Here is a 12,301-nt window from a genome sequence, read left to right as displayed (position 1 = left end):
CCAGCCTGAGCGGCTAGTCCGTCGCGATGGCGTTCAGGACGTTCATGCGGCCCGCCCGGAACGCCGGGATCAGCGCGGCGAACAGGCCCACGAAGGCCGAGGCGATGAAGACCGTGATGATCGTCGGCCAGGGGATGTCGAGGACCTTCAGGCCCTGGAGCGCCAGGAGCTTCTGGGCGGTCGCGCCCCAGCCCATGCCCAGGCCGAGGCCGAGCAGGGCACCGAAGACGGCGATCACCACGGACTCCAGGCGGATCATGCGGCGCAGCTGGCGGCGGGAGAGGCCGATGGCCCGCATGAGGCCGATCTCCCGGGTCCGCTCGACCACCGACAGGGCCAGGGTGTTCACCACACCCAGGACCGCGACGATGATCGCCAGGGCCAGCAGGCCGTAGATCATGTTCAGCAGCTGGCCGATCTGGTCCTTCAGCGCCTTCTTGTAGTCGGTCTGGTCGCGCACGGTCAGCTCCGGATACCTGTGCAGCGCGGTCTTGAGCGCCTTGTAGGCGGCGGCCTGCTGTCCGTCCTTGGCGGAGGCGAAGACCAGCTCGTCCAGCGGCATCCTGTCGGCGGGGATGTACTTGGCCATGGTGGCCAGGGAGGTGTACATCGCGCCCTTGTCGATGACGGTGTCGTCGCTGGTGATCGCGCGCACCGTCAGGTGGGCCGTGGAGCCGTCCTGGAAGGCCACGGTGATCCTGGAGCCGAGGTGGATGCCGTGGTCCTCGGCGAACTTCTGGTGGACCGACATCGAGTCGGGCCGGTAGGCGTCCTTGAGGTCACCGGCGACCGTCTTGGTGCGCAGGTCGGTCGCGTAGGTCGGGTCGGCACCCGTGATGGCGGTGTCCTTGAGGGTCCTGCCGTCCGGGGTGGTGAAGTCGGCCTGGGCCGGCCGGTACTCGGTGACCCGCGCCAGGCCCGGGGCGGACTTGACGGCCTGGACCTCCTGCGGCTTGATCAGCTGCTGGTTGTCGGGCGAGATGATGAAGTCCGTCCCGACGGTCTTGTCGAGCTGGTCGGTGGCGGAGGCCACCATGGAGGAGCCGACCACCGACAGGCAGGCCACCAGGGCCAGGCCGATCATCAGGGCCGCGCCGGTGGCGCCGGTGCGGCGCGGGTTGCGCAGCGCGTTGCGCTCGGCCATCCGGCCCACGGGACCGAACATCCGCAGCATGACCGCGCCGAGGACCCGGACCAGTCCGGCGGCCAGCAGCGGGCCGATGACGACGAAGCCGATCAGCGTGGCGACCACGCCCAGGCCCAGCCAGCCCGAGCCGGCCTTGGCCTTGTCGGCGGTCGCGGCGACGTACAGGCTCCAGCCGCCGGCGGCGGTGAGGAGCAGTCCGATCACGGCGCGGACGGTGCCGGCCTTGGCGTCGGCCGGGGCGCCGGCGTCGCGCAGGGCGGCCATCGGGGAGACCTTGCCGGCGCGCCGGGCGGGCAGGTAGGCGGCCAGGACGGTGACCACGACGCCGAGGAGCAGGCCGACGGCCGGGGTCGTCCAGGCGACGGTCAGGTCGTCCGTGGACAGATGCATGCCCATCGTGCCCATGAGCTTCATCAGGCCGACCGCGATGCCGACGCCCGCGCCGACGCCGAGCACGGAGCCGATCGCGCCGAGCAGCAGCGCCTCGATCAGCACGGACCGGTTGACCTGCTTGCGGGAGGAGCCGATGGCGCGCATCAGGCCGATCTCGCGGGTGCGCTGGGCGACCAGCATGGAGAAGGTGTTGATGATCAGGAAGATGCCGACGAGGAAGGCGATCCCGGCGAAGCCGAGCATCGCGTACTTCATGACCTTCAGGAAGCTCTCGACGCTCTTCTGGTTGGCGTCGGCGACCTCCTTGGCGGTCTGCACCTTGTAGCCGTGGCCGAGGGCGGCCGAGACGTTCTTCTTCAGCTGGTCGTTCGTCACGCCCTGGGCGGCGGTGACGTTGACGTTGGTGTAGACACCGGTCCGGCCGACCAGGATCTGCTGGGCGGTCTTCGTGTCCAGGTAGAAGATCGCCGCGCCGGGGTTGGTGACCTTGAAGGCGGCGATGCCGGACACGCGCGCGTGGTGCGTGCCGACGACCGAGATCACGCCGATGTCGTCACCGAGCTTCAGGTGGTGCTTGGAAGCGGTGTCCTCGTCGACCATGACCTGGTCCGGGCCCCTGGGCGCCGTACCGGAGGTGATCTTCATGGTGCGGGCGTCGTTGCCGTTCCAGCTGCCGACGATGGTGGGCGCGCCGCTGCTCGGCGACAGCTTGTCCTTCTTGGCGTCGATGACGGTCACCGAGGTGGAGAACACCGTGCCCTCGGCCTTCCGCACGCCCTGGGCCCCGCGGACCTTGCCGACCACGGAGGCCGGCATGACCGGCGGCCTGCCGGTGCGGGAGGTGGTCTCACCGGTGTCGGAGGAGCCCTTCGCGCTGACCGTCACGTCCGAGGCCGTGGCCTGGAACAGCTTGTCGAAGGTGGTGTTCATCGTGTCGGTGAAGACGAGGGTCCCGCTCACGAAGGCCACCGACAGCAGGACCGCGATCGCCGAGAGCGCCATGCGGCCCTTGTGCGCGAAGAAGTTGCGCAGGGAGGTCTTCAGGACGGTCATGACGTGCGCCCCCGGGCGTCGAAGTCCTTCATGCGGTCCAGGACCTGATCGGCCGTCGGCTGGTACATCTCGTCGACGATCCGGCCGTCGGCGAGGTAGAGCACGCGGTCGGCGTAGGAGGCGGCGACGGGGTCGTGGGTGACCATCACGATGGTCTGGCCGAGTTCGTCCACCGAGCGGCGCAGGAAGCCGAGGACTTCGGCGCCGGCGCGCGAGTCGAGGTTTCCGGTCGGCTCGTCCCCGAAGATGATCTCCGGGCGGGCGGCGAGGGCGCGGGCCACGGCGACGCGCTGCTGCTGACCGCCGGAGAGCTGGGCCGGCCGGTGCTTGAGGCGTCCGGCGAGCCCGACGGTCTCCACCACGCGGTCCAGCCAGGCCTTGTCCGGCCTGCGCCCCGCGATGTCCATGGGCAGCGTGATGTTCTCGAGGGCGTTCAGCGTCGGCAGCAGGTTGAACGCCTGGAAGATGAAGCCGATCCGGTCCCGGCGCAGCTGGGTGAGCTTCTTGTCCTTCAGGCCGGTGATCTCGGTCTCGTCCAGGTAGATCTTGCCGCTGGTGACGGTGTCGAGCCCGGCGAGGCAGTGCATGAGCGTGGACTTGCCGGACCCCGAGGGGCCCATGATGGCGGTGAACTGGCCCCGCGCGATGTCCACGTCGACGTGGTCGAGGGCGACGACACGGGTCTCGCCGGCCCCGTACGCCTTCACGACCTGCCGCGCCCGCGCGGCAACGGCCGTACGCCCTCCAGTGCCCCCGTGCCTGGGAATGGTCACAGCCGATGTCACGGTATGTCTCCTATGTCGGTCGGCAAATCGGTGAGTGGTGCCCCGGCGTGCCAGGGCGTCGTCTCGGGTACGTCGTCGAGTCTCGCGGTCGGCGGGGCCCTCGCGCGCTGGTGCGAAGCCCCCTCTTTCCCGGGGGAGAACCCCACCCCGCCGGTGCGGTCAGCCGCCCCCCAGCGGCGTAAAGCCAGGTTAAGGACCGGGCCCCGCCCCTCTCGTCCTCCGGGGGGACGAACCCTCCCCGGGCCGTAGTACGGAGGTACCCCTAGGGGTGCTCCACCCCCGGGCGGAGCCCTCCTCGGGGTCGTCTCCACCCTTCGGCGCGAAAAGCCTCCACCCTGCCCTTGCGTCAGGGTCAAGTTCCGGCTGCCGTGGGAAGCTGTCGTACCGGAAATAGGTGCAAGGGGCACGGGAGGGGATCCGGTGGGGGGTACGACACCCGCGATACGCGGCGGCAGGCTCCGCGAGCAGGACACCCGGCGCCGAGGCGCCGTCGTCGCCGCGCTGATGCTGGCGATGGCGCTGGCCGCGCTCGACGCCACCGTCGTCTCCACGGCCGTACCGCAGATCGTCGGCGACCTCGGCGGGTTCTCCGTCTTCTCCTGGTTGTTCTCCGGCTATCTGCTCGCCGTGACCGTCACGCTCCCCCTCTACGGCAAGCTGTCCGACACCTTCGGCCGCAAGCCGGTGCTGGTGACGGGCGCGGCCGTGTTCCTGCTGGGCTCGCTGCTGTGCGCGGGCGCCTGGAACATGGCCGCGCTGATCGCGTTCCGGATCGTGCAGGGGCTGGGCGGCGGGGCGTTGCAGGGCACCGTGCAGACGCTCGCCGCCGATCTGTACCCGCTCGCGGAGCGCCCGAAGATCCAGTCCAAGCTGTCCACCGTGTGGGCGGTGTCGGCGGTGGCGGGGCCGGGGCTCGGCGGGCTGCTCGCCGCGTACGCCGACTGGCGCTGGATCTTCCTGGTCAACCTGCCGATCGGCGCGGCCGCGCTGTGGCTGATCGTCCGTCATCTGCACGAGCCCGAGCGGGAGACACCGGAAGACGGCGGCCACGCGCGCGTGGACTGGGCCGGGGCGCTCGCGGTGTTCGCGTGCGGCGGCGTGCTGCTGACCGCGCTGGTGCAGGGCGGGGTCGCCTGGCCGTGGCTGTCGGCGCCGTCGCTCACGCTCTTCGGCACGGGCCTGGCACTGGCCGGAGTGGTGGTCGTGGTGGAGCGGCGGGCGGCGCAGCCGATCATCCCGGGGTGGGTGTGGCGGCGCCGGACGATCGCGGCCGTCAACCTGGCGCTCGGCGCGCTGGGGCTGCTGATGGTGGCGCCGAGCGTGTTCCTGCCGACGTACGCGCAGTCGGTGCTCGGACTCGCGCCCGTGGCCGCCGGTTTCGTGCTGTCGGTGTGGACGCTCAGCTGGCCGGTGTCGGCGGCGCTCAGCCAGCACGTCTACCGCCGCATCGGCTTCCGCGACACCGCGCTGCTCGGCATCGGTGTGGCCGCGCTGATCCTGTGCGCGTTCCCGTTCCTGCCCTACCCCGGCTCGTGGTGGCAGCCGACGCTGCTGATGCTCCTGCTGGGCGCGGCGCTCGGGCTGTTCCAGCTGCCGCTGATCGTCGGGGTGCAGTCGACGGTGGGCTGGTCGGAGCGGGGCACCACGACCGCGTCCGTGCTGTTCTGCCGGCAGACCGGACAGACCGTGGGCGCCTCGCTGTTCGGCGCCGTCGCCAACGGGGTGCTCGCCGCGCGGCTGGGCGGGGCGGGCGATCTGGACACCGTCACGCGCGCGTTGGACGCCGGCAGGGCCCCCGAGGCGACCCGGCGCGCGATCGCCGACGCGGTGCACGCGGTGTACCTCGGCGCGGCGGCCGCGGCGGCACTGGCCTTCCTGGTGCTGCTTCTGGTGGCGCCGCGGCGGTTCCCGGTGCGCGACGAGTGACCCCGCCCGCCGGCGTCCGCCGCAAGAACGCAGGTTAACGCCGGTAACAGGCCCCCTCGGCGCGCGTCTTCCGTAGTAAGCGCATACCGACTGGCCAGTTTGGTGAAAACGTCACGCGGCCCGGAACTCGCGAGTAGCGTGCGTGGCTCCACGCCCCCCACCTCCCTGCGGTCCGCCGCCACGGACCCGAGCCACGCAAGGAGCCCCGGGATGTCCTACGACCCGCCGCGCCCGTCGTACACCCCGCCCCATCCGCCCTACGAGCCGCCCCGCCCTCCGTACCGACCGCCCCACCCCGCCTACGGCCCACCCTCCCCCTACGACTCACCGCCCTCCTCCTACGACCCACCACCCTCCGCCTCCCTCACCTACCCCTGGCAGCCCCCACCCCCGCAGCCGACCCGCCCGGACCGCCGACCGCCCCGTGAAGCCCTCGGCCACCACAGCGACCTGCGGGTGCTGCGCAGCGCCTACCGCTGGCAGCGGCGTACGGCCACGCTCACCGCGCTGGGCTACTTCACGCTGTTCCTGGTGCTGTCCGCCGCCGCACCCGGCGTGATGACGCGCACGGTCGCCGACGGCATCCCCGCCGGTCTCCTGCTCGCCGCGATCCAGGTCCCGGTCACCTGGCTCGCGATCGCGCTGTACGAGCACACCGCACGCCGGCACGTCGATCCGCTCGCGGACCGCATCCGCAAGGAGGCCGAACTGAACGCACGCCGAGGAGCCGCCCGATGACCGCCGCCGCCGGCACTCCGGCCGTGGGGGGCTTCGCCGGTTTCAGCGGCACGGCCCAGTCCATGTCCCTGGTCGCCTTCTCCACCGTCGCCACGGTGACCCTGCTGCTGTGCGTGATGACCGGCCCCGACCGCGACGACCTCGACGAGTTCTACACCGGCTACAACTCCCTGTCCCCGCTGCGCAACGGCCTCGCCATCGCGGGGGACTACATCTCCGCGGCCACCGTCCTCGGCACCGGCGGAGTGATCGCCCTGTGCGGCTACGACGGAGTCGTCCTCGCCCTGAGCACCGCGCTGTCGCTGATGCTGCTGATGTTCCTGCTCGCCGAACCGCTGCGCAACGCGGGCCGGTTCACCATGGGCGACGCGCTCGCCCGCCGGCTGCCGGGACGCTGCGTGCGCATCACGGCCTGCGCGGTGACGATCGCCGCGCTGCTGCCGCTGATGCTGGTCCAACTCGCCGGAACCGGGCAGCTGATGGCGTTCATCCTGGGCTTCACCGACGAGTCGCTGAAGACCGCGTGCGTCGTCGGGCTGGGCGCCCTGATGATCGCCTATGCGGCGATCGGCGGCATGAAGGGCACCGCGCTCATCCAGATCCTGAAGATCGTGATGCTGGTCGGGTCCGGCGCCGTGGTGGCCGTGCTGATCCTGCGCCACTTCGACTGGGATCCGGGGGCGCTGTTCGCCGCGGCCTCGCGGCAGAGCGGCGCCGGGCCCGCCTTCCTGCGCTCCGGGCTGCAGTTCGGCACATCGGGCAGGTCCCGCCTCGACATGATCGCCTCCGAGCTGACGGTGGTGCTCGGCGGTGCCGTCCTGCCGCACATCACCATGCGCATGTACACCGCCTCCAGTGCCCGCCAGGTGCGCCGCTCGATGTCCTGGGCGGTGTCGATCGTCGCCCTGTTCGTGCTGATCATCACGGTGGTCGGGTTCGGCGCCACGGCGCTGGTCGGCCGAGCCGTGATCGCCGGCGCCGACCCGCAGGGCAACACCGCGTATCTGCTGGGCTCGCGGGCGGTGTTCGGCGCGGACGTGTCCACGGCGGAGACCTTCCTGTTCACCATGGTGACGACGGCGATCTTCCTGACCCTGCTCGCCTCGGTCGCCGGGATGATCCTCGCCTGCGCCAACTCCCTCGCCCACGACGTGTTCGCGGCCCGCGTGCAGGAGATGCCGGCCCCGCGCGAGATGGCCCTCGCCCGCGTCTCGGCGCTCGCCATAGGCGTGCCCACGATCCTGCTCGCCACGATGGTGCAGCACCACAGCCTGCAGCCCCTGGTGACGCTCTCCTTCTGCCTGGGCGCCTCGGCCATCGCGCCCGCCCTGGTGTACGGGCTGTTCTGGCGCCGCTACACCCGCAGCGGGCTGCTGGCGACGCTGATCGGGGGCACGCTGACCGTGCTGCTGCTCATGCCGGGCACCAATCTGGTCTCCGGCTCACCGGTCTCGGCCTTCCCGCACGCCGACTTCAACTGGTTCCCGTTCACCACAACCGGCATCGTCTCCATCCCGGCCGGCTTCCTCTTCGGCTGGCTCGGCACGATCGCCTCGGGCCGCACCAAGGCAGAACAGCAGCGGCACCAGTACGAGGCGGTGGAGGGCTGGATCCTGGCCGGGGCGGTGCGGAAGAGCGGGTAGCGGGGGTGCGGGAGGCTTGTTGCTGGGCGCGGGGACTCGGCTGGGCCGGGGCTTGCCAGTGGCTCCAGGACGGGGTGGGGGCTCTTCGCCGGGCGCCGGGGACTCGCGGCCGGCGCGGGCGCACGCCCCCGGCGCACCGGCGTCCGCCGACGGGCTCGGCGCATGGGCCCGCATGCACTACCCCTACGCACTACCCGGCGCCCACGGGTACGACCCGGTGCGCACGCCCCAGGCGCACGGCCCAAGCGCACAACCCCGGGCACGGCACCAGCGCACAACTCGGGGCGCACGAAGCCGGACGGCTCGGACTCGATGCCGGCCGGAGCCGGAGGACGGAGGGGCGACGCTATTCCAGGACCGCTCCGCCGGTCAGGGAGATCAGGCTGCTGCGGACCTCGTCCATGGTCGCCTGGACGACGTCCCAGGTCTCGCCGTGCTCGCGCAGCACCTGTTCCGTCTGCCGGGCGATGCGCTCCTCACGCACGCGCGCGTCGGCGATGATCTCGGCGGCACGCGCGTGTGCCTCTTCCTGGCTGCGCCGCGCGTACTCCTCGGCCTCCCCGAGGGCCCGCTCGGCGTCGGACAGTGCGGCCTCGGCCCGGCTCACCCGCTCGGCGTACCGAGCGTCCAGTGCGGCGATCCGCTCCGCCTCCTCGCGCTCGGCCTCGGCCCACCGCTCGGCGTACCCCCGGGACTGCTCGGCGAGCATGCCGGTGGTGCGCTGCCGTGCCTCGCGCAACGCGGTGAGCGCCTCCGAGCGCTCTTCCTTCACCGCACGCCGGGCGCCGACGCGGATGTCGTCGGCCTCGGTGCGCGCGGCGAGGAGCAGTCGGTGGGCGCATTCGTCGGCTTCCGCGCAGAGCGCGTCCGCCGCTTCCTGCGCCTCCCGGCGTACGCTCTCGGCGCGCGCTTCGGCCTGCGCGATGTGCTCGTGCGCTGCACGCCGCGTGCGCTCACGAAGGTCCTCCGCCTCCTCCAGTACGAACTGGAACAAACGCCGTGCGCCCTCCCCGAGCGACTCGTAATCCTGCGGTGGGAGCTGGGCGACGGCCTCGCGCATCCGAGCGGCCTCCGCCTCCATGTCCTTGGCGAGCACGGTCAGCCGCGCGGCCCGTTCCCACGCGGCGTCGCGGTCGTACGACAACTCCTCCATGTACGCGTCGACCTGACCGGGGCGGTAGCCGCGCCCCCGGACGGTCACGAAGCCGTGCGGCGGCATCGATGCGCTGCTCACCGTGGGAACCCCTCTCCACCGGACATACACGACAGGATGATTTCGCGCACATCTTGATGGATCGGGCGTAAGCGTGCATAACGCGACACTCCGCAGTCACGTCACGCTCTGCATCCCGCACTTCGCGATCGGCGCGGCGGGCGGGGCCGGCTGCAGCACGTCCTCCTCAAGGGTGAGGATCAGGCTGTGGACGGGCGCCAGCTCCGCCAGACGCGCCGCGTCCGCCGCCGTCGCGCGCCCCTCGGGCGAGGCGAACGCCGCGCGCAACTCCGCCGCCGAGTCCCACTCCAGCGTCGCGACCAGGTAGTACGGCGCACCCCCGCGCACCGGTGCCGTCTCCCGGCCGACCGTGTAGCGGCGCAGACCGGGCAGCCGTCGGCCGAGCGGGATGTGCACCTCGCGGTAGTGCCGGTCGAATGCCTCGGGGTCGGCGGGGGTCTCGTACAGGGCGAGGAAACGAACCGTCACCGTGCCGCCCTCCCATGGCGGGTGAGGACGGCGGCGCCCACCCGTTCGGCCGACAGGCACTCCAGCCCGGCAGGCTCACTCCCGGCAGGGAACAGCCGCCGGCCCTGCCCCAGCACCACCGGGAAGGTCAGCAGCCGGTACTCGTCCACCAGGTCCTGCTCCCGCAACGCGGCCACGACGGCGAGGCTGCCGGTGACAACCACGTCCCGCCGCTCGGCGCGTACGACGTCAGTCAACTCCTCCTTCGTCAGGCGCGAGTTGGCCCATGCGGACACGTCCGGGGTGCCGCGGGAGACCACCAGCTTCGGTACGGCGTTCATCCGCGCGGCGAAGGGGTCGTCCCGTCCCGGCCACAGCCGCGCGAACAGCTCCCAGGTGGTACGGCCCAGCAGCAGGACCCCTTCGTCCAGCACACGGCCGAGGCGGAACTTGTCCCCGGCGACCGCCTCCGGGCCGTGCCGGAAGGCCCAGCCTCCGTAGGGCGTACCCGCGGACCCGTCCGGGTCGGACACGATCCCGTCCAGGGTGATGAACTCGATGACGACGACACTCACGACGACGGTCCCTTCGCTCGGTTGCTCACGGGTACCTACCGGCGGCACCGGCCGGACTCATCGCTCCCACCGGAAAGGACCGCACAGGGGCGTGGTGCCGGGAGGCAGCTCCGTATCAGCGTCGTGTCAGGGGGCGCCGGTGGGCGCGGGCGGCGCGAACGCGGTCAGGACGCGCGGGTCGGCGAACACCACGTTCCGGGCGACCCGGCCGCCGGTGACCGTCAGAACCTGCACGGTGTGGAGCGCGTGGCCGCCACCGGGCTCCGGCGCGTACGCCGCGAGCGCCGGCTGGCCGTTCGCCGCCACACACTCCACCCGCCAGCCCGTGCCGCGCAGCGCGAACACCCGCTCCATGAACAGCCCGTAGTCCCGCCTGCCCCGGTACCACAGCGGCACCGGGGGCATCTCCAGGACCGCGTCCTCGGTGAGCAGCCGCACCAGCGCCGGCACGTCGGCCGCCTCGAAGGCGCGCATGTAGCGCCGCACCACCGCCCGCACCTCGGGATCCTCCGGCTCACCGACCTCGTCGATCGCGCCGGCCGCGTCGCCGCGCGCGAGGGCGGCGCGCGCCCGCTGCAACGCGCTGTTGACCGCGGCCACCGACGTCTCCAGCTGCCCGGCGACCTCGGCGGCGGAGAACTCCAGCACCTCGCGCAGCACCAGCACGGCCCGCTGCCGCGCCGGCAGCAACTGCAGCGCCGCCACCAACGCCAGCCGCAGGTCCGCGCGCGCCTCCACGTCGTACCGCGCCTCGGGGAACGGCTCCAGCCACGGCACCTCCGGCGCGGGCGTCAGCGGCGCGCCGGGATCGTCGGAGGGCGCTCCCAGCCCGGACGCAGGGGGCGGCGCGAACGGCTCTCCAGCGCGCTCAGGCAGGCGTTGGTCGCGATGCGGTACAGCCAGGTCCGCACGGACGCGCGCGTGGCGTCGTAGCGGTCCCGCGCCTTCCAGGCCCGCAGCATCGTCTCCTGCGTCAGATCCTCGGCCTCGTGGAACGAACCGAGCATGCGGTAGCAGTACGCCACCAGCTCGCCCCGGTACGGCTCGAAGTCCACCGGCCCATCATGCCCTTCACGCGCGCGTGGAGGGCATGATCCGCGAACCTCCGAGCGACGTACCTACAGCAGTCCGTCCCACATCTGCTCCAGCAGCACCGACCACCAGCTCTCCGGCGAACCGAGTGCCGCCGGGTCCAGGGCGGCCAGCTGCGCCTGGAAGTCGACGGTCCAGCGGCCCGCCTGCTCCTGGTTCAGCCCGAACCGTAGGCGCCACATGCGGCCCAGCAGCGCCAGGCAGCGCGCGAACTCCGGCAGCCCGGTGTTCACGAACTGCGGCGGCACCGGGGCCCCGCCCGGCCCCGCCTCGACCGGCACGGCCACGATGTTCGCCGTGCCGTACTGCACACAGATCGCCTTGCCGAAGTCGGTGCCCATGACGAGGTACGAGCCCGCGTCCGAGGCCGACTGCACCCCGCGCTCGGCCGCCAGCTCCGCCAGCGTCGGCACCGGGCGGCCCGGCTGGGCCTGCGCCCAGAAGAACGGGCCCATGTCCACCGGCAGACCGGCCACCACCAGCGTGTGCGCCACGATCGGCGGCACACCCTGCCGGGACACCGCCTGCTGCTCGAACCGGAAGACGCCCGGCCCGAACGCCGCCGCCAGCTCCTGCCCGATGCCCTCCGGCGGGACGGGCGGCGCGGCTTGCACCGGCGGCAGCGGCGCCCGCACCGGCGCGGGCCGCGCCGGCCCGTCCGCCACCTGGTGCAACTCGCCCTGGTGCGCCAGCAGTTGCTGCATGCCCTGCTGCCGGCTCCCGTGATCCGTGCCGTACGGCGCAATGCTCGTGATCCGCGCCTGCGGCCACTGCTCGCGGATCATCCGCGCGCAGTAGGCACCCGGCAGCTCGCACGACTCCAGCTCCGTGTGCAGCTCCAGCACCTGGTCCGCCGGCACGTTCATCGCGCGCAGCTCGTGGAAGATCTGCCACTCCGGGTGCGGCGTACCCGGCGCCGAACGCCGGATCAGCTGCTGCTCCGAACCGTCCTGCGCGCGATAGCGCAGCACGGCCTGATAGCCGGGGCCCACGGTCGGCTGCGCCTGCTGCGGATACCCGTACGCCGGCGGCTGCCCAGGCGCGCCCGGAGGCATCGGCTGCGGGGCGCCCGGAGCACCCGGGGGCATGCCGGGGGCGGGCGGCGGCGGGGGTGCGCCCGGACCGGCCACCGGGGGCGCGGCCAGCACGGTCTCCGCGTGGTGCACGGCCCCGCGCCCGCCACCAGGCGCAGCAGGCATGCCGGGACCGGCAGGGGCGCCTGGAGCCTGCGGCGCACCGGGGGCTCCGGGAGCCGCGGGGACGCCCGG

The 12,301-nt window shown here is 72.5% G+C and carries 11 protein-coding genes; 3 read left to right on the top strand and 8 right to left on the bottom strand.

The window, feature by feature from the left end:
- Positions 1 to 13: 13 nt before the first annotated feature.
- Positions 14 to 2,593, bottom strand: a complete 2,580-nt coding sequence (locus ABT288_RS05070) for an ABC transporter permease (protein ID WP_351602894.1) — start codon at positions 2,591 to 2,593, stop codon at positions 14 to 16.
- Positions 2,590 to 3,378: an ABC transporter ATP-binding protein gene (locus ABT288_RS05065; RefSeq protein WP_351602892.1), complete on the bottom strand. Its 789-nt coding sequence runs from the start codon at positions 3,376 to 3,378 to the stop codon at positions 2,590 to 2,592. Before ABT288_RS05065 ends, ABT288_RS05070 begins: the two co-directional genes overlap by 4 nt.
- A 420-nt stretch (positions 3,379 to 3,798) precedes the next feature.
- Here ABT288_RS05065 and ABT288_RS05060 point away from each other — a divergent pair, with 420 nt between their 5' ends.
- The 3 genes from ABT288_RS05060 (at position 3,799) to ABT288_RS05050 (ending at position 7,685) form a co-directional block, all read left to right on the top strand.
- Positions 3,799 to 5,304, top strand: coding sequence for an MFS transporter (locus ABT288_RS05060; protein WP_351602890.1), 1,506 nt, complete (start codon positions 3,799 to 3,801; stop codon positions 5,302 to 5,304).
- 210 nt (positions 5,305 to 5,514) lie between these two features.
- Positions 5,515 to 6,042 (top strand): DUF485 domain-containing protein, encoded by a 528-nt coding sequence (locus ABT288_RS05055; RefSeq protein WP_351602888.1) that lies wholly within the window; start codon positions 5,515 to 5,517, stop codon positions 6,040 to 6,042.
- Positions 6,039 to 7,685, top strand: coding sequence for a sodium/solute symporter (locus tag ABT288_RS05050; protein ID WP_351602886.1), 1,647 nt, complete (start codon positions 6,039 to 6,041; stop codon positions 7,683 to 7,685). Before ABT288_RS05055 ends, ABT288_RS05050 begins: the two co-directional genes overlap by 4 nt.
- A 346-nt stretch (positions 7,686 to 8,031) precedes the next feature.
- On the opposite strand, the gene ABT288_RS05045 is transcribed toward ABT288_RS05050, so the two are convergent.
- From ABT288_RS05045 to ABT288_RS05025, 6 genes are all read right to left on the bottom strand, one after another.
- Complete coding sequence (locus tag ABT288_RS05045; RefSeq protein ID WP_351602884.1) at positions 8,032 to 8,919, bottom strand: cellulose-binding protein; 888 nt, start codon at positions 8,917 to 8,919, stop codon at positions 8,032 to 8,034.
- A 96-nt stretch (positions 8,920 to 9,015) separates the two neighbouring features.
- Positions 9,016 to 9,387: an EthD family reductase gene (locus tag ABT288_RS05040; RefSeq protein WP_351602882.1), complete on the bottom strand. Its 372-nt coding sequence runs from the start codon at positions 9,385 to 9,387 to the stop codon at positions 9,016 to 9,018.
- Complete coding sequence (locus ABT288_RS05035) at positions 9,384 to 9,941, bottom strand: dihydrofolate reductase family protein (RefSeq protein WP_351602880.1); 558 nt, start codon at positions 9,939 to 9,941, stop codon at positions 9,384 to 9,386. The genes ABT288_RS05040 and ABT288_RS05035 overlap by 4 nt, the downstream gene beginning before the upstream one ends.
- Before the next feature lie 126 nt (positions 9,942 to 10,067).
- A complete protein-coding gene (locus ABT288_RS05030) occupies positions 10,068 to 10,718 on the bottom strand; it encodes a sigma factor-like helix-turn-helix DNA-binding protein (protein ID WP_502972725.1) in 651 nt (216 codons plus the stop codon).
- Positions 10,719 to 10,732: 14 nt separating this feature from the next.
- The gene (locus ABT288_RS50110; protein WP_502972724.1) at positions 10,733 to 10,996 is read right to left on the bottom strand and encodes a sigma-70 family RNA polymerase sigma factor; all 264 of its coding nucleotides are present in this window, start codon (positions 10,994 to 10,996) and stop codon (positions 10,733 to 10,735) included.
- 63 nt (positions 10,997 to 11,059) lie between these two features.
- On the bottom strand, positions 11,060 to 12,301 hold a 1,242-nt coding region (locus tag ABT288_RS05025; protein ID WP_351602878.1), incomplete at its 5' end, for an SUKH-4 family immunity protein.

Origin of the sequence: Streptomyces sp. NPDC001093 (assembly GCF_040298985.1) — a bacterium.
Lineage (GTDB): Bacteria > Actinomycetota > Actinomycetes > Streptomycetales > Streptomycetaceae > Streptomyces.
The sequence above is the reverse complement of the archived record's forward strand: the minus strand, read 5'-3'. Positions and strand labels throughout refer to the sequence as shown.